Origin of the sequence: Microbacterium sp. NPDC088619 (genome assembly GCF_044752825.1) — a bacterium.
Taxonomy (GTDB): domain Bacteria; phylum Actinomycetota; class Actinomycetes; order Actinomycetales; family Microbacteriaceae; genus Microbacterium.
This window is the reverse complement of the sequence record NZ_JBIVLZ010000001.1, coordinates 482,921-505,951: the sequence shown is the minus strand read 5'-3', so window position 1 is coordinate 505,951 and position 23,031 is coordinate 482,921. Positions and strand designations below refer to the sequence as shown.

At 67.4% G+C, this 23,031-nt stretch carries 21 protein-coding genes and 1 tRNA gene; 2 read left to right on the top strand and 20 right to left on the bottom strand.

Annotated elements, in window-relative coordinates; all coding sequences use genetic code 11:
• Nucleotides 1–19: 19 nt before the first annotated feature.
• Together ACIP5T_RS02565 and polA are read right to left on the bottom strand one after the other, a co-directional pair.
• A complete protein-coding gene (locus ACIP5T_RS02565) occupies nucleotides 20–1,696 on the bottom strand; it encodes a DUF885 domain-containing protein (protein WP_400860338.1) in 1,677 nt (558 codons plus the stop codon).
• A gap of 103 nt (nucleotides 1,697–1,799) precedes the next feature.
• Entirely contained in the window at nucleotides 1,800–4,433 is a 2,634-nt protein-coding gene (gene polA, locus ACIP5T_RS02560) for a DNA polymerase I (RefSeq protein ID WP_400860337.1), read from the bottom strand.
• Nucleotides 4,434–4,478: 45 nt separating this feature from the next.
• Here polA and ACIP5T_RS02555 point away from each other — a divergent pair, with 45 nt between their 5' ends.
• Nucleotides 4,479–4,907: a hotdog fold thioesterase gene (locus ACIP5T_RS02555; protein ID WP_056376870.1), complete on the top strand. Its 429-nt coding sequence runs from the start codon at nucleotides 4,479–4,481 to the stop codon at nucleotides 4,905–4,907.
• Here ACIP5T_RS02555 and ACIP5T_RS02550 read toward each other — a convergent pair.
• Together ACIP5T_RS02550 and ACIP5T_RS02545 are read right to left on the bottom strand one after the other, a co-directional pair.
• Entirely contained in the window at nucleotides 4,882–5,445 is a 564-nt protein-coding gene (locus ACIP5T_RS02550) for a GNAT family N-acetyltransferase (protein WP_400860334.1), read from the bottom strand. The genes ACIP5T_RS02555 and ACIP5T_RS02550 overlap by 26 nt on opposite strands.
• A gap of 3 nt (nucleotides 5,446–5,448) precedes the next feature.
• Nucleotides 5,449–6,069 (bottom strand): ANTAR domain-containing response regulator, encoded by a 621-nt coding sequence (locus ACIP5T_RS02545; protein WP_042536652.1) that lies wholly within the window; start codon nucleotides 6,067–6,069, stop codon nucleotides 5,449–5,451.
• A 101-nt stretch (nucleotides 6,070–6,170) separates the two neighbouring features.
• Between ACIP5T_RS02545 and ACIP5T_RS02540 the strand changes: the two genes are divergently transcribed.
• Nucleotides 6,171–6,253, top strand: a tRNA-Leu gene (locus ACIP5T_RS02540).
• A 7-nt stretch (nucleotides 6,254–6,260) separates the two neighbouring features.
• Here ACIP5T_RS02540 and ACIP5T_RS02535 read toward each other — a convergent pair.
• The 16 genes from ACIP5T_RS02535 to rpe all read right to left on the bottom strand — a co-directional run bounded on the left by ACIP5T_RS02535 (nucleotide 6,261) and on the right by rpe (nucleotide 23,027).
• On the bottom strand, nucleotides 6,261–6,746 hold the full coding sequence (locus ACIP5T_RS02535; RefSeq protein WP_400860332.1) for a hypothetical protein: 486 nt from the start codon (nucleotides 6,744–6,746) through the stop codon (nucleotides 6,261–6,263).
• A gap of 123 nt (nucleotides 6,747–6,869) precedes the next feature.
• A complete protein-coding gene (locus ACIP5T_RS02530) occupies nucleotides 6,870–7,580 on the bottom strand; it encodes an esterase/lipase family protein (RefSeq protein ID WP_400860330.1) in 711 nt (236 codons plus the stop codon).
• A 123-nt stretch (nucleotides 7,581–7,703) separates the two neighbouring features.
• A complete protein-coding gene (pyk, locus tag ACIP5T_RS02525; RefSeq protein WP_400860329.1) occupies nucleotides 7,704–9,155 on the bottom strand; it encodes a pyruvate kinase in 1,452 nt (483 codons plus the stop codon).
• Between the two features lie 55 nt (nucleotides 9,156–9,210).
• The gene (locus tag ACIP5T_RS02520) at nucleotides 9,211–10,677 is read right to left on the bottom strand and encodes a glutamate synthase subunit beta (RefSeq protein WP_400860327.1); all 1,467 of its coding nucleotides are present in this window, start codon (nucleotides 10,675–10,677) and stop codon (nucleotides 9,211–9,213) included.
• Nucleotides 10,670–15,193 carry a glutamate synthase large subunit gene (gene gltB, locus ACIP5T_RS02515; protein ID WP_400864568.1) on the bottom strand — a complete coding sequence of 1,508 codons (4,524 nt, stop codon included), beginning with the start codon at nucleotides 15,191–15,193 and terminating at the stop codon, nucleotides 10,670–10,672. Before gltB ends, ACIP5T_RS02520 begins: the two co-directional genes overlap by 8 nt.
• A 135-nt stretch (nucleotides 15,194–15,328) precedes the next feature.
• A complete protein-coding gene (gene lgt, locus ACIP5T_RS02510) occupies nucleotides 15,329–16,357 on the bottom strand; it encodes a prolipoprotein diacylglyceryl transferase (RefSeq protein WP_400860325.1) in 1,029 nt (342 codons plus the stop codon).
• Nucleotides 16,358–16,367: 10 nt separating this feature from the next.
• Nucleotides 16,368–17,171 carry a tryptophan synthase subunit alpha gene (gene trpA, locus ACIP5T_RS02505; RefSeq protein ID WP_400860323.1) on the bottom strand — a complete coding sequence of 268 codons (804 nt, stop codon included), beginning with the start codon at nucleotides 17,169–17,171 and terminating at the stop codon, nucleotides 16,368–16,370.
• The gene (trpB, locus tag ACIP5T_RS02500) at nucleotides 17,168–18,436 is read right to left on the bottom strand and encodes a tryptophan synthase subunit beta (RefSeq protein WP_400860321.1); all 1,269 of its coding nucleotides are present in this window, start codon (nucleotides 18,434–18,436) and stop codon (nucleotides 17,168–17,170) included. Before trpB ends, trpA begins: the two co-directional genes overlap by 4 nt.
• Nucleotides 18,436–19,206, bottom strand: coding sequence for an indole-3-glycerol phosphate synthase TrpC (trpC, locus tag ACIP5T_RS02495; RefSeq protein ID WP_400864565.1), 771 nt, complete (start codon nucleotides 19,204–19,206; stop codon nucleotides 18,436–18,438). Before trpC ends, trpB begins: the two co-directional genes overlap by 1 nt.
• Before the next feature lie 2 nt (nucleotides 19,207–19,208).
• Nucleotides 19,209–19,454, bottom strand: a complete 246-nt coding sequence (locus ACIP5T_RS02490; protein WP_400860320.1) for an HGxxPAAW family protein — start codon at nucleotides 19,452–19,454, stop codon at nucleotides 19,209–19,211.
• A gap of 47 nt (nucleotides 19,455–19,501) precedes the next feature.
• Entirely contained in the window at nucleotides 19,502–20,092 is a 591-nt protein-coding gene (locus ACIP5T_RS02485; RefSeq protein WP_400860318.1) for a Trp biosynthesis-associated membrane protein, read from the bottom strand.
• A complete protein-coding gene (gene hisI / locus ACIP5T_RS02480) occupies nucleotides 20,089–20,448 on the bottom strand; it encodes a phosphoribosyl-AMP cyclohydrolase (protein ID WP_400860316.1) in 360 nt (119 codons plus the stop codon). Before hisI ends, ACIP5T_RS02485 begins: the two co-directional genes overlap by 4 nt.
• Nucleotides 20,445–21,206: an imidazole glycerol phosphate synthase subunit HisF gene (gene hisF / locus ACIP5T_RS02475; protein WP_400860314.1), complete on the bottom strand. Its 762-nt coding sequence runs from the start codon at nucleotides 21,204–21,206 to the stop codon at nucleotides 20,445–20,447. The genes hisI and hisF overlap by 4 nt, the downstream gene beginning before the upstream one ends.
• Nucleotides 21,206–22,048, bottom strand: coding sequence for an ATP phosphoribosyltransferase (hisG, locus tag ACIP5T_RS02470; RefSeq protein WP_400860312.1), 843 nt, complete (start codon nucleotides 22,046–22,048; stop codon nucleotides 21,206–21,208). The genes hisF and hisG overlap by 1 nt, the downstream gene beginning before the upstream one ends.
• Before the next feature lie 38 nt (nucleotides 22,049–22,086).
• Entirely contained in the window at nucleotides 22,087–22,350 is a 264-nt protein-coding gene (locus tag ACIP5T_RS02465; protein WP_042536637.1) for a phosphoribosyl-ATP diphosphatase, read from the bottom strand.
• Complete coding sequence (gene rpe, locus ACIP5T_RS02460; RefSeq protein ID WP_400860311.1) at nucleotides 22,347–23,027, bottom strand: ribulose-phosphate 3-epimerase; 681 nt, start codon at nucleotides 23,025–23,027, stop codon at nucleotides 22,347–22,349. The genes ACIP5T_RS02465 and rpe overlap by 4 nt, the downstream gene beginning before the upstream one ends.
• Nucleotides 23,028–23,031 lie beyond the last annotated feature (4 nt).

The window sequence follows — 23,031 nt, the reverse complement described above, 5'->3', positions numbered from 1 at the left end:
ACCCGACCGTCGCATTCCCTCAGCGCGTCAGAAGGGCGGTTCGGAGCGTGTCGAGTCCGACACCTCCCATGTCGAGAGCGCGCTTGTGGAACTCCTTGACGTCGAAGTCCGCGCCCCGTTCAGCCTGATAGGCGTCACGCACCTGCTCCCAGATGCGCTGGCCCACCTTGTAGGACGGCGCCTGGCCCGGCCAGCCGAGATAGCGGTTGACCTCGAACTGGACGAACTGATCCGACATGTTCACGTTCCTGCGCATGAAGTCCAACGCGTAATCCGCGTCCCAGATGCCTTCGCCGTCGAGGCGCGGCTTTCCGAGGTGCACACCGATGTCGAGCACGACGCGGGCCGCACGCATCCTCTGGCCGTCGAGCATGCCGAGGCGGTCGGCCGGGTCGTCGAGATAGCCGAGCTGCTGCATCAGGCGCTCGGCGTAGAGCGCCCATCCCTCGGCGTGACCGGAGGTGCCGGCGAGCAGACGACGCCAGGAGTTGAGCTCGGCACGGTTGTAGACCGCCTGTGCGATCTGCAGATGGTGCCCCGGTACGCCCTCGTGGTACACCGTAGTCAGTTCGCGCCACGTGTCGAACTCGGTGACGCCCTCGGGAACCGACCACCACATCCGGCCCGGCCGCGAGAAGTCATCGGTCGGACCGGTGTAGTAGATGCCGCCCTCCTGGGTCGGCGCGATCATGCACTCGAGGGTGCGGATCGCCTCAGGGATGTCGAAGTGCGTCGCGCCGAGCTCCGCGACCGCACGGTCGCTCGTCTCCTGCATCCAGCGCTGCAGCGCCTCGGTGCCGACGAGCTTGCGAGCCGGGTCGGCCTCGAGATGGGCGACGGCCTCTTCGACCGACGACCCGGGAAGGATCTCGTTCGCGATCGCGGTCTGTTCGGCGACCATGCGGGCGAGCTCTTCGCGGCCCCATTCGTAGGTCTCGTCGAGGTCGATGGTCGCACCGAGGAAGCGACGGGAGTTCAGCGCATAGAGCTCTCGACCCACGGCATCGGTCTCGGTCGCCGCCGGCGCCAGCTCCTCCGCGAGGAAGCTGCGCAGCTCGTCGTATGCGACTCGCGCCGCAGCGGAGTTGTCGGCGAGGGTGCGGGCGAGGGATGCGGGGAGGTTGCCCTCCTGGGGAGACGCCTCGGCGACGAACGCGGCGAAGAATCCGTCATCAGCGGTGTACCGGTCGATCTGCGTCGCGACCTCGACCACCTGACGCCGAGCGGGGGTGACTCCGGCGGCGATGCCTGCGCGCAGGGTCTCGGTGTAGCCCCGGAGGGCGCCCGGCACCGCAGCGAGACGGGTCGCGATGACGCTCCAGTCGTCGCTGGTGGCCGTCGGCATCAGATCGAATGACGAACGCACATCCTGGGGCACGGAAGCGATGACGTTCAGGTCGCGGAGGTGCCAGTCGGCGTCATGGAGCTCGAGGTCGAGGCTGAGTTCAGCGGAGAGATCGGTCTTCGTGACAGCGTCGATCGCATCGACCGGCTCGAGTGCCTCCAGCTTCGCGAGCGTCGAACGGGTCGCTGACGCGATCTGCTCGTGCCCTTCGGGGCTCAGGTCGCCGAAACGGTCATTGACCTCGTCTCGGCCGATGTAGGTGCCGAGCGTCGGGGCGAGCACCGCGATGGTGTCGACCCACTCATCGGCGACTCTGTCGATGGCAGACGGTGTGCGAGGGGATGAGGTCATCCCTCCAGCGTAGCCCTGCACCTCAGGCGCAAGATATCGGCATGCCCGTCACAGGGCTCCAGGCCCTGCCCCTGCCGTCGCGCCCACCCTTGCGCGGTGGCGCTCAGTGAGCTGCTTCGTTCCAGTCCTGTCCGCGCCCGACCTGGACGTCGAGCGGCACGGTGAGATCCGCTGCGTCGCCCATCCGCGCTCGAACGATCCGCTCGGCCGCGTCCCACTCCCCCGGAGCCACTTCGACGACGAGCTCGTCATGGATCTGCAGCAGTGCGCGCGAGGCGAGGCCCTCTGACCTCAGATCCTCGTGGATGTGCAGGAGCGCGATCTTCATGATGTCGGCCGCGCTTCCTTGGATGGGCGCGTTGAGCGCCGCGCGCTCCGCGTTCTCGCGCAGCACACGGTTCGGGCTCGAAAGATCGGGGAACGGTCGGCGCCGTCCGAAGATCGTCTCTGTATACCCGACCTCCTTGGCCTTCATGACGGATGCCCTGAGGTAATCGCGCACCGCCCCGAACCGCGCGAAGTACTCGATCATCAGCTGCTTCGCCTCCGACTGCTCGATGCGGAGCTGCTTCGAGAGCCCGAAGGCCGAGAGACCGTAGACGAGCCCGTACGACATCGCCTTCACCTTGGTGCGCATCGCAGAGGTCACATCGCTCGGCTCGACTCCGAAGACGCGCGCGCCGACGAACCGGTGCAGATCCTCACCGCTGTTGAACGCTTCGATGAGACCTTCGTCGCCCGAGAGGTGGGCCATGATCCGCATCTCGATCTGGGAGTAGTCGGCGGTGAGCAGCGACTCGAAGCCCTCTCCCACCTGGAAGGCGCTGCGGATGCGACGGGATTCCTCGGTGCGCACCGGGATGTTCTGGAGGTTCGGGTCGGTGCTCGACAGACGTCCGGTCTGGCTGCCGGTCTGCACGTACGTCGTGTGCACGCGCTGATCGGCCTGGATGGCGGTGTCGAGGGACTCGATGATCTGGCGCAGCTTCGTCGCCTCGCGGTGCTGCAGCAGCAGACCGAGGAACGGGTGCGGGTGGGACTCCTGCAGGTCAGCGAGCACCGCGGCATCCGTGGAGTAGCCGGTCTTGGTCTTGCGGGTCTTGGGGAGCTGCAGGTCGTCGAACAGCACCTCCTGCAGCTGCTTCGGAGATCCGAGATTGAACTCGCGCCCGACGATGCCGAACGCCTCCTGTGCGAGGCCCTCGGCGCGGGTCGCCAGCTCTCCGGAGAACGTCGAGAGCACGTCGTGCGAGACGGCGACTCCGGCGACCTCCATGTCGGCCAGCGTGAGCAGCGTCGGAAGTTCGATGTCGGTCAGCACGGTCGCGACCGACTCGGGGATGTCCTCGCGCAGTGCGGTGGCGACGCGAAGCGCGAACCATGCCTCCTGCGAGGGCGTGGCGCCTTCGGTCTCGGGAACGAGCTGCGATGGGTCTGCCTCGGGGAGCTTCTCACCGAGATAGCGCTCGACCAGGTCGGAGAGGGTCTTGTCGGGGAAGCTCGGACGCAGCAGCCACCCGGCGAGGCTCGTGTCGTACGCGAGTCCCTGGAGGCGGATGCCGAGGCGCAGCAGCGCCTTCACCTGTGGCTTGGCGTCGTGCAGCACCTTGGGACTCGCGGACTCGAGCCATGGGCGAAGCACGCCGGCTGCCTCATCGTTCCAGTCGAGTTCACGGAGCTCCTTCTCCGTCGCGGCCCCCACACGGGTGGGCGCGCCGTTCTGCACCAGGATCCGCAGCGCGACGTCGTCCGTCTGGGCCTCGGCCCAGCTGATGAAATCCGCCGCGGTGACCTGGGTCGGCTCCGGCAGCACCACAGACGTCGCCGGGTCATCGGCCACCTCGCCCGCACCGACCGCCTCGAACACGCGAGGCAGCAGAGTGCGGAACTCGAGACGGGCGAAGATGTCGCGCACGGCCTGGGCATCGATCGGCGTGACGGCGAGATCGTCCGGTGCGACGGGAAGTTCGACGTCACGCAGCAGTCGGTTGAGTCGCCGGTTGCGGCGAACGTCTTCGATGTGGTCGCGCAGATTGCCGCCCACGACGCCTTTGATCTCGCCTGAGCGCTCGAGCAGATCGTCGAGCGAGCCGAACTGGGTCAGCCACTTGACGGCGGTCTTCTCGCCCACCTTCGGCACACCGGGAAGGTTGTCACTCGTCTCGCCTACGAGGGCGGCGATGTCGGGGTACTGCTCTGGCCTGACTCCATAGCGCTCCTGCACCGTCACCGGGTCGTACCGCTTGAGCTGCGAGACGCCCTGCACCGATGGGTACAGCAGCGTCACGTCGTCGGTGACCAGCTGGATGGTGTCACGGTCGCCAGAGACCACGAGGACGTCGTAGCCCTGCTCCGCACCCTGCGCCGCAAGCGTGGCGAGGATGTCGTCGGCCTCCACGCCCTCTTTCGTGAGCACCGGGATCGACATCGCTGCGAGGCAGTCCTGCAGCAGCGGGATCTGCCCACGGAACTCCTGGGGCGACTCCGACCGGGTCGCCTTGTATTCGGGATAGACATCCGTGCGGAACGAATGGCGAGACGTGTCGAACGCGATCGCCATGTGCGTCGGCTGCTCGGCCTTGATGAGGTTGACCAGCATCGACAGGAAGCCGTAGATGGCGTTCGTGTGCTGATTGTCTTTGGTCGTGAAATTCTCGACCGGGAGGGCGAAGAAGGCACGATAGGCGAGCGAATGGCCGTCGACGACCATGAGGGTAGGCTTTGCGGAGTCCGTCACCCTGTCAGCCTAACGAGGACGACAGACACCCGCTGAGGAGGAACCATGAGCGACACCGCGACCAGTGCAGGACTCGACTGGGCGACAGCCCGCGGCATGGGCGCGCTCGCTCAGAAGATGGGCATGGAGTTCCTCGAGTTCACCACCGAGCGCTGCGTCGCCACGCTGCCCGTCGAGGGCAACACTCAGCCCGTCGGTCTGATGCACGGCGGCGCGTATGTCGTGCTCGGCGAGTCGCTGGGATCCATGGCCGCGAACCTGCACGCGGGTCCGGGGCGACTTGCCGTGGGGGTCGACATCAATGCGACCCACACGCGATCGGCGACTTCCGGCGTGGTGACCGGCGTGTGCACGCCGGTCCACCTCGGCCGCAGCATCACGGTCCACGAGATCGTCGTCTCGGACGATCAGGGTCGCAGGTGCTCGACGATCCGGATCACGAACATGATCAAGGACGTTCCCGAAGCGCGCTGAGCGGCTCGTCCAGCAGCAGCTGGAACAGCAGGTGGTCCTGCCACTCCCCCGCGATGCGCAGATACTGAGGCGCGATGCCGATGCGCTCGAAGCCGTTGTCCGCGAGCACCAGCTGTGAACCGGAGTTGTGCAGCAATGTCGCCGCCTGAAGGCGGTGCAGTCGTACCTCGTCCCGTGCATATGCGGCGACGCGGCTAACCCCGCGGGAGGCGAGACCACGACGGAGCCGAGTCTTGTCGACCCAGTAGCCCAGGTCCGCGTTCCAGAACGCACCGCGGACGATGTTGTTCAGGTTGATCCGTCCGCGGATCTCACCGTCGGACGACTGGATCACGAAGCGGATGTTCCGACCGGCGGAGGCTTCGATGACGCACTGCTCCGCGTGGAACTCCTGCCACTCCGGAGTGAAGAACTCCGACTCCCTCAGCGGCTCCCACGGTGCGAGATGCTCGCGATTCGCTGAATACGCTCGTGCGAGCGCGGCACCGTCGCCGATCCGCACCGGACGAAGCACATGGTCCGCGTCGAGCGGCTCCACAGACTACTTCTTCGGTGCGAGCTGCTCGATGATCGCCTTGGCGACATCCTGCATCGTGAGGCGGCGGTCCATCGATGCCTTCTGGATCCAGCGGAACGCCTCGGGCTCGGACAGCCCCATCTTCTCGTTCAGCAGCCCCTTGGCCCGGTCGACGAGCTTGCGGGTCTCGAAGCGCTCGACCATGTCGGCGACCTCGGCCTCGAGCGTGATGATCTGCTCGTGGCGGGCGAGGGCGATCTCGATGGCGGGCAGCAGGTCGTTCGGGGTGAAGGGCTTGACCACGTAGGCCAGCGCTCCGGCCTCGCTCGCTCGCTCGACGAGCTCCTTCTGGCTGAACGCCGTGAGGAGGACCACGGGGGCGATGTTGCCCTTGTGCAGCTTCTCGGCTGCGCTGATGCCATCGAGCTGCGGCATCTTGACATCCATGATGACGAGATCCGGGCGCAGCTCGGTCGCGAGAGCCACAGCGGTCTCACCGTCACCTGCCTCACCGACGACATCGAAGCCGTTGTCGCGGAGGATCTCGACGATGTCGAGACGGATCAGCGACTCGTCCTCGGCGACGACGACGCGTCGGGGTGCGGATGACGTGGGCTGTTCTGCTGCCTGTTCTTGCTCGGTCACAGACCCATCCTAGTGGAGACCGCCTCCGAGGTCCCCCGATGGCGCGGCGGGTGAAGGTGAAGGCGGATCGCCTGCGCTAAAGTCGAAGGCGCGACACACGAGCCGGCGTGGCGGAATGGCAGACGCGGAGCACTCAAAATGCTTTGTCCGAAAGGGCGTGTGGGTTCGAGTCCCACCGCCGGCACATCAGTTCAGATGCTGATCCATACCCGACCGTCGATCAGCAGATACCGGTCGAGGGCGGGGCGTATCGCCGCGAGGATCATCCGCTCCGCGGCCGCAGGGTGATCGGCGGTGACGACGTCCCCCGGGACCATGGCCCTCAGGATCGCGTCGAGGTTCTCGTCGGTCGCATCGACGTACAGTCCGCCGACCAGAACCGGTTCGTAGAGCTGTCCGTCGTACACCCGGTGTCCGTCGGGTCCGAGGATGGTGTCGCCGGAGCGCGTCTGCGCGAGGTACGCGGGAACGCACGCGACGGCGTCGTAGGTGCGGAAGCGGCGCCGGAGTCGGTATCGGACGCCGATGCTCCCCGGTTTCCTGGAGAGCGACGGCGCGTCGTCGGACTCCGATTGCTCGCCGATGCCGTGGCACGGAAGTGCGGATGGCGCTCCGACCAGCGGGCGGGAGCGCTCGGGTGGCTCGGCCACGGCGGGGTCGATGGTCAGGTCATCCATGGTTGGGGGTGCGGGGCCGCCGAGATGCGGGCGGCCTGCGCCTGCACCAGAGTACAGGGCTGTGGCTGAGAAGCAGCGAGGCCGCAGGCGGGCGGTAGCGACTGCGGAGCGCCGACCTGCAGCTCATCGCTCCGCCAACGCGGCGACCTCGGCGAGGACTCGGGGATTCGCGAGGACCCGAAAATGCCCGCCGGAGTCGAGACGCACGTTCTTCATCGCGCCGGCGAGCTCGCTGCCCTCGGGGATGTGCGGATCGAACTCGGCGTAGACGGATACGATCCGTTCGTTCACGTCCCGCTGGCGCGCGAGCTGGACGATGGAAGGGTCCGAGGGCGCGAACGCGCGGAGCGAGCGCACCGGCAGCATCCGCGCGTAGCTGGAGCCGCCGAAAGGCGTGGCGACTGCCACCATCGCGCGCACGCGAAAGCCCGCTGGACCTGCCATCGCCATCTTGCCGGCGAGGCCTCCCTTGCTGTGCGCGACGATGAGCGCATCGGTGAGCTGCGTCGTCTCGAGGAAGTCGGTCATGAGCTGGGCCGATTCTACGACGGGCCGGCGGTTGCGCCTGAGCGAGTCGAGGACATGCACGGGGTGGCCTCTGGCGTGGAGTGCCGTGATGAGCGGCTGCATGAACCGCCACGTCTCGTACACGCCGGGAAGGATGATGATCGGAGCCTCCGAGCCGCTCGCGAAGGATCCGGCGTCCCGTCGGTCGAAGGCGGCACGCAGCTGCCAGTACACGGCGTAGGTGTAGTCGGCGATCCACCAGCCGGCTCGTCTCAGCGCGCGGATTGCGTCCACCCCTCGATCACCGCGCCGAGAGAGAAGGGTCATGTCATCAGCGTAGTTTCGGTGCGCGACCTCGCACCAGCGGCTTGACACGGTCCGGCGAAGCTTCGCCGAGGGACGAGGAAAGGGGCGGAACAATCGTTCCGCCCCTCTCCTGTTCGACCTGGATCAGATCGTCGCTTCCTTGTAGATCGGAGCAGCGCCGTTCACGGCGTCTCCGACCTTGTGGACGCGGATGTCGTTGGTCGAGCCCACGATTCCGGGAGGGGAACCGGAGATGACGACGACCTTGTCTCCCTCGACGGCGAGACCGCTCGAGAGCAGGTAGTCGTCGACCTGCAGGTACATCAGGTCGGTGTGCTGGACCATGTCGACGAGCTTCGACTGGATCCCCCACGTCAGCGCCATGCGGCGACGGATGTTCGGCTCCGGCGTGAACGCGATCATCGGGATGCGCGAGCGCAGACGCGACAGACGACGCGCCGAATCGCCCGACTGGGTGAAGACGCAGAGGTACTTCGCCTCGACGAACTCGGCGACCTCGAGAGCGGCCAGGGTGATCGCGCCACCCTGGGTGCGGGGCTTGGTCGTCAGAGGCGCGATGCGCTCCAGACCGTGCTCCTCGGTCGACTCGATGATGCGGGCCATCGTCTCGACGACGACGACCGGGTAGTCGCCCACGCTGGTCTCTCCCGAGAGCATCACGGCGTCGGCTCCGTCGAGCACCGCGTTCGCGACGTCCGACGTCTCGGCGCGGGTCGGCACGGGGCTGTTGATCATGGACTCGAGCATCTGCGTCGCCACGATGACCGGCTTGGCCATACGACGCGCCAGCTCGACAGCGCGCTTCTGCACGATCGGCACGGCCTCGAGCGGCAGCTCGACACCGAGGTCGCCACGCGCGACCATGATCGCGTCGAACGCGTCGACGATCCCCTCGAGCGCATCGACGGCCTGCGGCTTCTCGACCTTGGCGATGACCGGGACCTTGACGCCCTCTTCGGCCATGATCTCGTGCACGCGGGTGATGTCCTCCGCGTTGCGGACGAACGACAGGGCGATGAGGTCGGCGCCGATGCGAAGGCCCCAGCGGAGGTCGTCCTCGTCCTTCTCGCTCAGAGCGGGGACGTTGACCGCGACACCGGGAAGGTTGATGCCCTTGTTGTTCGACACGGCGCCGGCGACGATGACGCGGGTCGTGACGGTGACGCCGTCGGTCTCGACGACCTCGACGCGGACCTTGCCGTCATCGATGAGCAGGAAGTCCCCCGGCTTGACGTCGTTGGGCAGGCCCTTGAACGTCGTGCCCGAGATCTCCTTGTTGCCGATGATGTCTTCGGTCGTGATCTTGAAGATGTCTCCGGCAGCGAGCTCGTAGGGGCCGCCCTCGAACTTGCCGAGACGGATCTTGGGTCCCTGCAGGTCGACGAGGATGGCGACGGCGCGGCCCGCGTCGTCGGCTGCCTTGCGGACGTTGGCGTAGTTGTTCTCGTGCACGGAGTAGTCACCGTGGCTGAGGTTCAGACGGGCGACGTCCACGCCGGCGTCGATGAGTGCACGTACGGTTTCATACGTGGAGGTGGCGGGGCCCAGGGTGGCGACGATTTTCGCGCGTCTCAAAGATTGCTCCAGGGTAGTGGGGGATGGAAATCAGGCGACGGTGCCGCGGCTCAGCCTACGCGGGCTGGAGGCCGATAGCGACTTCATGCGGGCGCACCGGCTCGGGCAGCACGGTCGTGCCCATGAGGAAGCGGTCGACGTTCGCCGCTGCCGCACGGCCCTCGGCGATCGCCCAGACGATGAGCGACTGCCCCCGACCGGCGTCACCGGCGACGAAGACACCGGGAACGGTTGATTCGTAGCTGTCGTCGCGCCGGAAGGCACCGCGGTCGGTGACCTGGGGAAGCGTGTCCTCCGAGTAACCCTCCTGCTCGGGCCCGGTGAAGCCCATCGCGATGAGCACGAGGTCTGCGGGGATCTCGCGCTCGGTGCCGCTCTTGGGCACGCGTCGTCCGTCGATGTACTCGGTCTCTGCGACGCGCAGCGCGCGCACCTCTCCGACATCGTTGGAGAGGAACTCGACGGTCGAGGCGAGGAAGACTCGCTCACCGCCTTCTTCATGTGCGGAGGCGATCTCGAACAGCGTCGGCATCATCGGCCAGGGCTGGTGCTCCGGGCGCTCGGTGCTCGGCTGCTTGCCGATGGCGAGATTCGTGACGCTGATCGCGCCCTGGCGATGCGCGGTGCCGATGCAGTCAGCACCGGTGTCACCTCCACCGATCACGATGACGTGCTTGCCCTCAGCGGTGATCTGCTCGGGGACCTTGTCTCCGGCGACCGCATGATTGGACTCGACGAGGTACTCCATCGCGAAGTGCACTCCGTCGAGATCGCGACCCGGAATCGACAGGTCGCGGGGAACCGTGGAGCCGGTGGCGATCACGACGGCGTCATAGCGAGCGCGGAGGTCGGACCACGAGATGTCCTTGCCGATCTCCACTCCGGCGCGGAACCGCGTTCCCTCCTCCTGCATCTGGCGAAGGCGCGACTCGAGCTGACCCTTCTCCATCTTGAAGTCGGGGATGCCGTACCGCAGCAGACCGCCGATGCGGTCGTCCCGCTCGAACACTGCGACGGTGTGACCCGCACGGGTGAGCTGCTGCGCGGCTGCGAGCCCCGCGGGACCGGAGCCGACGACGGCGACAGTCTTGCCGGTCAGACGGGCGGGAGGCTGCGGCTCGACCCAGCCCTTGGCGAAGGCCTCGTCGATTATCGAGACCTCGATCTGCTTGATCGTGACTGCGGGCTGGTTGATGCCGAGCACGCACGAGCTCTCGCACGGTGCCGGGCACAGCCGACCGGTGAACTCAGGGAAGTTGTTGGTCGCATGAAGGCGATCGATCGCCGCACGCCCTTCTCCGCGCCAGGTCAGGTCGTTCCACTCGGGGATGAGATTGCCCAGCGGGCAGCCCTGATGACAGAACGGAACGCCGCAGTCCATGCAGCGCCCGGCCTGACGCTTCAGCACAGCCTGGTCGCCGGCCTCATAGACCTCTTTCCAGTCCATGATGCGCACGGGCACAGGTCGACGCTTCGGAAGCTCACGCTCGGTGACCTTCAGAAAACCTTTGGGATCAGCCACCGGTCACCTCCAGGATGCGGTTCCAGACGATGTCGCCGTCGGGGTCGATGCCCTCGGCGACTGCTTCTTCGCGCATGCTGCGCACGGCGGCGTAGTCCCGCGGAAGCACCTTCGTGAACTGGCCGGCGGTCTCATCGAACCGCGCCAGGATGTCGGAGCCGAGCGGCGAAGCCGTGCGCTCCACGTGTGCGACGATCAGGCTGCGCAGCACTTCGAGGTCGGCACGGTCGAGCGGTTCGAGCCTGAGCTCTCCGCTGCCGAGCGACTGGGCGTTGATCTTGCCGCTGTCGAGCGAGTGGATGTACGCCACTCCCCCGGACATGCCGGCGCCGAGGTTGCGACCCGTCGAGCCGAGGATCACCGCGACTCCCCCGGTCATGTACTCGAGCGCGTGGTCTCCGACGCCCTCGACGACAGCGGTGGCACCGGAGTTGCGGACGAGGAATCGCTCGCCGACGACGCCGGAGAGGAACATGGTTCCCGACGTCGCGCCGTATCCGATGACGTTGCCGGCGATCACGTTCTCGTGCGGCGCGATGGCAGAGCCTCGAGCCGGACGGATCGAGATGTCGCCACCCGAGAGCCCCTTGCCCACATAGTCGTTCGCGTCGCCTTCGAGGCGCAGCACGATGCCCGAGGGAAGGAACGCTCCCAGTGACTGACCGGCCGTGCCATGCAGTGTGACGTCGATGGTGCCACTGGGAAGCCCCGCCGCGCCGTGGCGCGAGGTGACCTGGTGGCCCAGCATGGTGCCGACGGCGCGCTCGGTGTTCGCGATGGGCAGTTCGACCACGACCGGCTCTCCGTTGAGGAGAGCGGGCTTCGCGATGTCGATGAGCTGCACATCGAAGTGCTTCTCGAGCTCGTGATCCTGGGTGCGACGGCTGCGACGCGGCTCGCTCGCGGGGAACGCCGGGCCCTCGAGCACGGGGCTCAGGTCGAGACCCTCTGCCTTCCAGTGCTGCAATGCCGCGTTCGCCTCGATGAGCTCGGCGCGTCCGACGATCTCGTCGATCGAGCGGAAGCCGAGCTCCGCCAGGATCTCGCGCACCTCTTCGGCGATGAACTCCATGAAGTTCACGACGAACTCCGGCTTGCCGGTGAACCGCTCGCGCAGCACGGGGTTCTGCGTCGCGACGCCGACAGGGCAGGTATCGAGGTGGCAGACCCGCATCATGATGCACCCGCTGACGACCAGCGGCGCAGTGGCGAAACCGAACTCCTCGGCGCCGAGGAGAGCGCCGATGATCACATCGCGCCCGGTCTTCAGCTGGCCGTCGACCTGCACCACGACGCGGTCGCGCATGCCGTTCAGCATCAGCGTCTGCTGCGTCTCGGCGAGACCGAGCTCCCAGGGGGTGCCCGCGTGCTTGAGCGAGTTCATCGGGCTCGCGCCCGTGCCGCCGTCGTGGCCCGATACCAGGATGACGTCGCTGAGCGCCTTCGCGACGCCCGCGGACACCGCGCCGATACCCGACTGGCTGACCAGCTTGGTGTGGATCCGCGCCTCGGGGTTCGCCCGCTTCAGATCGAAGATGAGCTGCTTCAGGTCTTCGATCGAGTAGATGTCGTGATGCGGCGGCGGCGAGATGAGGCCGACGCCGGGCGTTCCGCCGCGCGTGCGGGCGACCCAGGGGTAGACCTTCTGCGGAGGCAGCTGGCCGCCCTCGCCGGGCTTGGCGCCCTGGGCGAGCTTGATCTGGATGTCGTCGGCTTCGGTGAGGTACAGGCTCGTGACACCGAAGCGTCCGGAGGCGACCTGCTTGATCGCGCTGCGACGCTCGGGGTCGAGCAGACGGTCGGTGTCCTCGCCGCCTTCACCGGTGTTCGACTTGCCGCCGAGCCGGTTCATGGCGATCGCCAGCGTCTCGTGAGCCTCTTTGGAGATCGAGCCGTAGCTCATGGCGCCGGTCGAGAAGCGCTTCACGATCGCCGAGACCGGTTCGACCTCGTCGAGCGGCACCGGCTTGCGCGTGCCTGTGCGCAATGTGAACATGCCGCGGAGGGTCTTGAGCTCCGCCGCCTGATCGTCGACCATCTTCGTGTACTCACGGAAGATGTCGTAGCGGCGTTCGCGTGTCGCGTGCTGCAGCTTGAACACCGTCTCCGGGTTGAAGAGGTGCGGTGAGCCGTCGCGACGCCACTGGTACTCGCCACCGGTCCACAGTCGCTCGTGCGCACGAGCGGCCTCATCCTCGGGATAGGCGTAGTCGTGACGCGCCTGGTTCTCGATGAAGATCTCTTGGATGCCGATGCCGCCGAGCTTCGACTCGGTGCGGGTGAAGTAGCGGTCGATGAACTCCTCGCTCAGACCGACGGCCTCGAACACCTGAGCGCCGGCGTACGAGGACACCGTGGAGATGCCCATCTTCGACATGATCTTCAGGACGCCCTTGCCGAGCGCATAGATCAGGTTGCGGACGGCCTTCTCGGGGCTGATGCCCGTGATGTAGCCGGTGCGCACCAGGTGCTCGACCGTCTCCATCGCGAGGTAAGGGTTGACCGCCGAGGCGCCGTAGCCGATCAGCGTCGCGACGTGGTGCACCTCGCGCACATCGCCCGCCTCGACGATCAGACCGACCTTCATGCGGTTCTCGCGACGGATCAGGTGGTGGTGCACCGCCGACACCATGAGCAGCGAGGGGATCGGGGTCAGATCCTTGTTCGAGTCGCGGTCCGACAGGATGATGAACTCGGCGCCGCTCTCGATGGCCGCGTCGACCTCGTCGCACATCTCGGTGAGACGCTTCTCGAGCGTGTTCGAACCGGCGTCGAAGTGATAGAGCCCGCGGATCGTGACGCTCGAGCGGTCGGGCATCGCCTTGTCGATGTGGCGGATCTTCGCGAGCTCGTCGTTGTCGATGACCGGGAAGTCCAGCGACACGGTGCGCGTGTGGTCAGGGCCCCAGGTGAGCAGGTTGCTCTCCGGGCCGAGACCCAGCTTCAGGCTCGTGACGACCTCTTCGCGGATCGAGTCCAGCGGCGGGTTCGTGACCTGCGCGAACTGCTGCGTGAAGTAGTCGAAGAGCAGGCGAGGACGCTTGCTCAGCACGGCGATCGGCGTATCCGATCCCATGGCGCCGAGCGGCTCGACACCGGTCTGGCCCATCGGCGTCAGGAGGAGGCGCACTTCCTCCTCGGTGTAGCCGAACGTGCGCTGGCGGCGGGTGATCGACGCCGGCGGGTGCACGATGTGCTCGCGCTCGGGCAGGTCGGCGAGACGGACGGAACCGGCATCCAGCCACTCCTGCCAGGGGTGCATCGTCGCGAGGTCGTGCTTGATCTCCTCGTCCTCGATGATGCGCTGCTGCGAGGTGTCGACGAGGAACATCTTGCCCGGCTGCAGGCGCCCGCGGCGCTTGATGCGCTCGGGCTCGAAGGTGAGCACGCCGGTCTCCGAGCCGATGACGATCAGACCGTCGGTCGTCTCGGTCCAGCGACCGGGGCGCAGCCCGTTGCGGTCGAGAGTCGCGCCGACCACGGTGCCGTCGGTGAAGATGAGGGCGGCCGGGCCGTCCCACGGCTCCATCTGGTTCGAGTGGTACTCGTAGAACGAGCGCAGCTCGGGCGAGATGTCGGACTGCTTCTCGTAGGCCTCGGGCACCATCATCATGATGGCGTGGGGCAGGCTGCGGCCGGTGAGGGTCAACAGCTCGAGCACCTCGTCGAACGATGCCGAGTCACTGGCGCCGTCGGTGCAGATCGGAAGCAGCGGTGCGACATCGCCGAGGAGCTCGGATTCGAGCTGCGACTGACGCGCCCGCATCCAGTTGCGGTTGCCGCCCACGGTGTTGATCTCGCCGTTGTGCGCGAGCATGCGCAGCGGCTGAGCGAGCGGCCACGACGGGAAAGTGTTCGTGGAGTAGCGGGAGTGCACGACCGCGAGCTCGGACATGAAGCGCTCGTCCTGCAGATCCGGGTAGAACGGCTCGAGCTGCAGGGTGGTGACCATGCCCTTGTAGCCGAGCGTGCGAGCCGAGAGGGAGACGAAGTAGGCGCCCAGCTCGTGACCCGCGCGCTTGCGCAGACGGTACGCGACGCGATCGAGGGCGATGCCCGTGAGCGGGGCATCGGAGTGGGTCGCTCCCCCGGCGCTCACGAAGAGCTGCTCGAACGCGGGACGGGCCTCGTCGGCGAGCTTGCCGAGGTTGTCGTTGACCGTGGGGACCTCGCGCCAGCCGAGGACGCGCAGGCCCTCGGAGCGGGCGATCTTCTCGATGCCGGCCTTCTGCTGACGACGCTCGCTGGAATCACGCGGGAGGAACGCCAGACCCGCGGCGTACTCGCCGACCGGGGGCAGTTCGAAATCGGTGACCGCTCGCAGGAACGCATCGGGCATCTGCGTCAGGATGCCCGCACCGTCTCCGGTGCCGGCATCCGAGCCGATCGCACCGCGGTGCTCGAGGTTGCGCAGCGCTTCGAGCGCCAGCGCGATGATGTCGTGGCCCGCTTCGCCACGCAGGGTAGCGACCATGGCGAGGCCGCAGGCGTCCTTCTCGAACGCCGGGTTGTACATGCCCTGCTTCGGGGGGTAAGCGCCGGAAGCGCCGTAGGGAGGCTGAAAATACACCAGTACCGTCCTCAGATCTGCAGCTGACCCGGGGACGTCATTGGCCGGGTGGATGTGGTGGGGTCCGCACGGACCGGTCGGCTATCGAGCGCCTTCGGTGTCCGTGGGAGCGGTGCTTGTGGCGCTGGCTCCTGCGGCGACTTCTTCGGACGGAGGCTCACTCACGTCCACGAAATCGGAGGGATTGTCCTGCGATTCTACATCAGCGTTCAGGTCGGTCCGGCCGCGACCGGGCTGGTACGGCGACGGCTCGAGTCCGGGGTGACGACGCGACTGCACGATGAGGATCGCGAGACCCACGACGATGCCGATGATCGCGGCCCAGACGTTGCTGCGCAGGCCCAGGATGATCTCGCTCGGATCGATGCGGATCGACTCCCAGACGACTCGGCCGGCGCTGTACCAGATGAGGTAGATCGCGAAGAGACGACCCCACTGGAACGCGGTCGCCTTGCGGCTGAGCCACAGCAGGACGATAACACCGAGACCGTTCCAGATCACCTCGTAGAGGAAGGTCGGGTGGAAGAGCGTGCCTTCCGGGAGCCCAGGGGGGAACGCGGAGTTGTCAGCGGGGATCTCGAGACCCCACGGCAGGTCGGTGGGGAGGCCGTAGAGCTCCTTGTTGAACCAGTTGCCGAAACGGCCCATGGCCTGCGCGAGCAGAAGTCCGGGTGCCAGCGCGTCGGCGAACGTCCAGAAGCGGATGCCGGTCCAGCGGCACCCGAGGTACGCGCCGATGGCGCCGCCGATGAGCGCGCCGAAGATCGCGATGCCGCCCTCCCAGATCGCCCAGACGGAGCCTGGTTCGAACGGGTTCCAGGTGTTCTTGCCCTCGCCGAAGTAGAAGTTCGGGTGGGTGAGCACGTGGAAGATGCGCGCGCCGATGATCGCCAGCGGAACGGCGAGGATCGAGATGTCGATCACGACCCACGGCTCTGCCCCGCGCCTCGTGAGGCGGTGGTTGGTCAGCAGCACGGCGGCGATGATGCCGGCGATGATGCAGAGCGCGTAGAAGTGGATCCGGAGCGGGCCGAGGTCGATGTAGGAGACCGGGGGGCTCGGGATGCTGGCGAGCACGCCGCTGAAGGTGCTGTGAAGCGCGAGGGACATGAGTGCGATTCTAGTTCTCGTGTACGGGGCGTGCCGACGACGTGCCGACTGCCAGGTTTCGGGTGACCTCCGCGAGAGCGGGGATGCCGCCGTCACGCAGGGCTCGGACGAGTGCGGTGCCGACGATGGCGCCGTCCGCATACTCGGAGACGCCGGCGATCTGGTCGGCGGTCGAGATGCCGATGCCGACGCAGGCTCGAACGTCGCCGTGCTCGCGCAGGCGGCCGACGAGAGTGCGGGCGGCCCGGTCGAGCTCGGTGCGCTCACCCGTGATGCCCATGGTCGAGACCGTGTAGACGAACCCGGTCGAGGACTTCACGACCAGCTCGAGCCGCTCGTCCGACGAGGTGGGCGCGGCGAGGAAGACACGGTCGAGACCGGTGCGCTCGCTCGCGGCGATCCACTCCCCCGCGACTTCCGGTGTGATGTCGGGGGTGATGAGCCCGGCGCCACCTGCGGCGAGCAGGTCGTCGGCGTAGCGATCGACCCCGTACTGGAACACGGGGTTCCAGTACGTCATGACCAGCACGGGCACGTCGGTTGCGGCGGTGATCGCGCGCACGGCGGTGAAGAGGTCCTTCATCTTGAACCCGTTCGCGAGCGCCGCAGTGGTCGCTTCCTGGATCACCGCGCCGTCCATGACCGGGTCGCTGTAGGGCGGGCCGAGTTCGATGATGTCCACGCCGTTCTCAGCGAGGGCGATGGCCGCCTGGATGCTGGTCTCGAGGTCGGGGAACCCGACCGGCAGGTACCCGACGAAGGCGCTGCGACCGGCCTCATGGGCTGCGGCTATCGCCTGTTCCACGCGGCTCACAGTTCCGGCTCCCCCTTCGACGCGGCTGCCTCGGTATCGCTCTCCTCTTCGACGTCGTGCGCGAGCGCCTCGGCGTCGTAGAGGTCGAAGTAGCGGGCGGCCGTGTCCATGTCCTTGTCACCCCTGCCGGAGAGGCAGATGGCGAGCACCGCATCAGGGCCGAGCTCGCGACCGAGGCGCATCGCGCCGGCGAGGGCGTGCGCCGACTCGATCGCGGGGATGATCCCCTCCGTCCGGCTGAGCAGACGCAGCGCCTGCATGGCCTCGTCGTCGGTCGCCGGAATGTACTCGGCACGTCCGATGTCAGCGAGCCAGGAGTGCTCCGGCCCCACGCCCGGGTAGTCGAGACCTGCGGAGATCGAGTGCGACTCGACGGTCTGCCCGTCCTCGTCCTGCAGCACATAGGTCTTCGCGCCGTGGAGGATTCCGGGTCGTCCTCGTTCGATGGACGCCGCATGCCGGGGGGTGTCGACGCCGTCGCCGGCCGCCTCGACTCCGTAGAGCTTGACACCCTCGTCGTCGAGGAAGGCATCGAACATGCCGATCGCGTTCGATCCTCCTCCCACGCACGCGATGACCGCGTCGGGCAGGCGGCCGACCTCGTCGAGGAGCTGCTCTCGCGCCTCTTCGCCGATGATCTTCTGGAAGTCGCGGACCATCGCGGGGAACGGGTGCGGGCCCGCGGCGGTGCCGAAGATGTAGTTGGTGGTCTCCACAGACGCGACCCAGTCGCGGTAAGCGTCGTTGATCGCATCCTTCAGGGTGCGCGAGCCCGACGTGACAGCGACGACCTCGGCCCCGAGCAGTCGCATCCGAGCGACGTTCAGCGCCTGACGCTCGGTGTCGACCTCACCCATGTAGATCGTGCACTCGAGGCCGAACAGCGCGGCCGCGGTGGCCGTGGCGACGCCGTGCTGGCCCGCACCGGTCTCGGCGATCACACGCTTCTTGCCGAGGCGCTTGGTCAGCAGCGCCTGCCCGAGCACGTTGTTGATCTTGTGGGAGCCGGTGTGGTTCAGATCCTCGCGCTTGAGGAAGACTCGCGCACCACCGGCGTGCTCGGCGAACCGCGCGACTTCGGTGAGCGGAGACGGACGGCCCGCGTACGAGCTGAGCAGCGACGCCAGCTCTTCGCGGAACTCCGGGTCGACGATCGCATCGGCGTACGCCGCGGAGAGCTCGTCGATCGCGGCGATCAGGGATTCGGGCATGTAGCGCCCGCCGTATTCGCCGAACAGTGGACCGTGCTGGTCTCGCAGGCTCATCACGCCTCCAGGAAGCTCTTGAGTGTGGCGACCGGGTCGCCCGTGACGAGCGCCTCCCCGATCAGTACGACATCCGCGCCCGCAGAGCGGTAGTGCGTGACGTCTTCAGGTGTGAGGACCGCGGATTCGGCGATCTTGACCGCGGAATCCGGGATCCGGTCGACCAGGCGACCGAACAGGTCGCGGTCGAGCTCGAGGGTCTTCAGATCGCGCGCGTTGACGCCGATCAACGGAGCGCCGAGGTCGATCGCGACCTCGAGCTCGTCGGCCGAGTGCGTCTCGACCAGCGGAGTCATCCCGAGCTCGGTGATGAAGCCGAACAGATCGCTGAGCACGTGCGGGTCGAGACCGGCGACGATCAGCAGCACGAGGTCGGCACCGGCCGCACGTGCTTCGAGCACCTGGTATCGGTTCGCGATGAAGTCCTTGCGCAGCACAGGCAGCGACACGCGGGCCGTGACGGCCTCGAGATCGGCGAGGCTGCCGCCGAATCGACGCTCCTCGGTGAGGACGCTGATCGCCGATGCACCGCCTGTCTCATACAGAGAGGCCTGGAGTGCGGGATCGGGGATCTCGGCGAGGGCACCGCGTGACGGGCTGGCGCGCTTCACCTCCGCGATGATCTTCACTCGCTCGGAGGGAGCGAGGAACGCGAGAGCATCCTTGGCGGCGGGGCGTGCGAGAGCCTCGCGTTCCACCTCGGCCAGAGGCCGGGTGAGAGCGCGACGTTCAGCGTCTGCGACTGCGCCGGCCGTGAGGTCGGCGAGCACCATTAGTGCGCCTTCGGAGAGTACTTGGGGCCCTTCACGCCATAACCGGCCCTCGAGACGAGCCATCCCACGAGCGCACCGATCGGAACGATCGCGGCACCCACCCAGATCAGGGCGACCCAGACCGGGCTGAACTCGGCGAGGCAGAAAGCCAGCGTGCCGATCGTGAAGCCGGCGAGCATGATGATGACGCCCGTCCATGCGGCAGGCGAATGTCCGTGGCCGGGGTCAGCGATCGGGTTGGTCATGGTCTCCTCCGGGGGACGACGGGCGGTTCGGGTCAAGTCTATCGGGGTCAGCGTGTCGGGTCGGTTCCGCGGGACAGGTCGTCCCACGAATCGATCGCGTCCACCGGCCCGGCGGTCGCATCGACGTGCGCCGCATCCGTGCGATACCGGCGACCCCCGCGCTTCCATCCCCGCCACGTGAGAAGCACGACGAGCGATGCCGCCAACAGGATGACCCAGCCGATCAGCGTCATGACTGGCCAGGCCGAGAGCTCGATGCCGGCGACGACATCGGCGATCGCCGCGCTGCCCGCGAGCCCGGTGGTCTCGGTGACCGTCGCGCCCACAGCGCTCAACGGCTCGGTCAGGAGCAGCTGGAGAGTGGTCCAGCCGAGGAAGAGCGCGGCTGCGGTGGCGAGCACGCCGAACACGAGTCGCATCACCGGGCCGACGATCGAGAGCGCGATGCCGAGTGCCAGGACTGCGAGGCTCAGAGGAGCGAGCAGCGGCAGCGCTGACGCGCCGGGCACGAGGATCGACTCCCCGGCATCCGCGCGTTCGACCGTGAGCCATGTCTGCGTCGACGAGATGATCCCGATCGCGCCGGAGAGAAGAAACCCGGAGACGGCGATCGAGCGACCTCTGCGAGCGAGCGTCATTCGGCCGAGCTCCCCTCGACGGCGTGCAGATCCGTCGTGTCGAAGCAGGTGCGGGTGCCGGTGTGACACGCGGGACCCGTCTGGTCGACGCGCAGCAGGATCGCGTCGCCGTCGCAGTCGAGCCTCGCCTCGTGCACGACCTGGATATGGCCCGAGGTGTCTCCCTTGCGCCAGTACTCCTGACGCGAGCGCGACCAGTACACCGCGCGTCCCGTCGTGAGGGTGCGGCGGAGTGCCTCGGCATCGACCCAGGCGAGCATCAGAACCTCTGCCGTGTCCCACTGCTGCACGATCACCGGGGCGAGGCCGTCGTCGTTGAAGGCGACCTGAGCGATGCGCTCCTCGACATCGCTCATCGGACGAGCACCCCCTCCGCACGCAGCGCGTCCTTGACGTCGCCCACCGTGAGCGCGCCGGTGTGGAACACACTGGCTGCCAGGACCGCATCCGCCCCTGCCTTGATCGCCGGGCCGAAGTCTGAGGCCTTTCCCGCACCGCCCGACGCGATCACGGGCACCGAGGCGGCCTCGCGCATCAGCTTCACCAGTTCGAGGTCGAAGCCGTCTCGCGTGCCGTCGGCGTCGATCGAATTGACCAGCAGCTCGCCTGCCCCGCGCTCTGCCGCCTCACGCGCCCAGTCGAGCGCGTCGAGGGTGGTCTGAGTGCGCCCGCCGTGGGTGGTGACCACGAAGCCGGAGGAGGTGCCCGCCGCCCGCTTGACGTCGAGAGACAGCACCAGCACCTGCGCACCGAAGCGGTCGGCGATCTCGCCGATCAGCTCTGGGCGAGCGATCGCGGCGGAGTTGACCCCGACCTTGTCGGCGCCGACCGAGAGCAGCCGCGCCACGTCGTCGACACTGCGCACTCCCCCGCCGACTGTCAACGGCACGAACACCTGCTCAGCCGTGCGCTGCACGACGTCGTACGTCGTCGCGCGGGCGTCGACGGTCGCGGTGACGTCGAGGAACGTGATCTCGTCTGCGCCCTGCGCCGCGTAGTGGCGAGCGAGTTCGACCGGGTCGCCCATATCGCGCAGGTTCTCGAAGTTGACGCCCTTGACCACGCGACCGGCGGCGACGTCGAGGCACGGGATGACGCGACTCGCGAGCGTCATCAGAGCCTCGCGTTGTGGATCGCCGTGACGAGGATCGCGCGAGCGCCGAGCGCGTACAGCGCGTCCATCACGGGATTGACCCTGGCACGCGCCACCATGACGCGGACGGCGACCCATTCCGGGTCGCGCAGCGGCGAGACGGTGGGCGATTCGATGCCGCCCGCGATCTTCACAGCCTCGTCGAGGAGAGCAAGCGGCAGGTCGTAGTCGATCATGACGAAACGGCGAGCGACCATGACACCACGCAGGCGTCGGAGCAGGGTCTCAGATCCCTCGGCATCCTGGGGGCCGGCGATCAGGACGGCCTCGGACTGCAGGATCACCGGTCCGAACACATCGAGCCCGGCCTGACGCAGCGTCGTCCCTGTCTCGACGACATCGGCGACGGCGTCCGCGACGCCGAGCCGCACTGCTGACTCCACTGCGCCGTCGAGGGGCACCAGGTCGACGGCGATGCCCCGCTCGTCGAGGAACGCGTCGACGAGGCCGGGATACGACGTCGCGATGCGCAGACCGTCGAGCTCGGAGACGTCGGTGTAGCGCCCCGAGGGCGCGGCGAAGCGGAAGGTCGACCCGGCGAAGCCGAGCGCCTCGATCTCGCGCGCACCGGGCATGCGGGCGTCGAGGAGCAGGTCGCGACCGGTGATGCCGACGTCGATGGCGCCGGAGCCGACGTAGGTCGCGATGTCCTTCGGGCGGAGATAGAAGAACTCGACGTCGTTGTCGGCATCGACGACGTGGAGCGTCTTGGGATCACGGCGACCGGCGTAACCGGCCTCCGCGAGCATGTCGGCGGCCGTCTCGGAGAGAGAGCCCTTGTTGGGAACAGCAATGCGCAGCATGGGAAGCCTTCAGATCGAAGCGAGTGGGGCGGAGCGCTTCACAGATGTCGGTAGACGTCCTGCAGGCTCAGGCCTTTCGCGATCATCATCACCTGGACGTGATACAGCAGCTGCGAGATCTCCTCGGCCGCGGCCTCGTCGGACTCGTACTCGGATGCCATCCAGACCTCGGCGGCCTCCTCGACGATCTTCTTGCCGATCGTGTGCACGCCGCCGTCGAGCTCTGCGACCGTGCCCGATCCCTCAGGACGGGTCTCGGCCTTGACGCTGAGCTCGGCGAACAGCTCGTCGAAAGTCTTCACGATTCCAGGCTAGCGGCTCTGGCGCGGTCTCTGAGCCGAGTGACGGCCGCCTCGACGTCATCGGCCCCGTAGATCGCCGATCCCGCGACGAACGTGTCGGCGCCGGCGGCGGCCGCCGCCTCGATGGTCGCATCGGAGATGCCGCCGTCGACCTGGAGCCAGACGTTCGAGCCTCTGCGCTTCGCCTCGTCGGCGAGAGCACGCAGCTTCGGCATCGTCTCGGGCATGAAGCCCTGACCGCCGAACCCCGGTTCGACGGTCATGACGAGGATCTGGTCGAACTCCTCGAGCACACTGTAGAGCCCCTCGGCGGGAGTGTCGGGCTTGATAGCGACGCCCGCCCTGGCCCCGATGCCGCGGAGAGTGCGAGCGAGCGAGATCGGATCAGCGGCGGCCTCGAGATGGAAGGTGACGCTGGCGGCCCCCAGCTCGGCGTAGGCGGGCGCCCAGCGCTCCGGTTCGGTGATCATCAGATGGACGTCGAGTGGAATCGGGCTGGTCGCCTGGATGCGCTCGACCATCTGCGGCCCGAATGTGAGATTCGGCACGAAGTGGTTGTCCATCACATCGACGTGCGCGAAGTCCGCGGTCGCGATCTTCGCGAGATCGCGCTGCATGTTCACGAAGTCGGCGGCGAGGATGCTGGGGTTGATGCGCGGTGCGCTGGGGAGTTCCACGTCT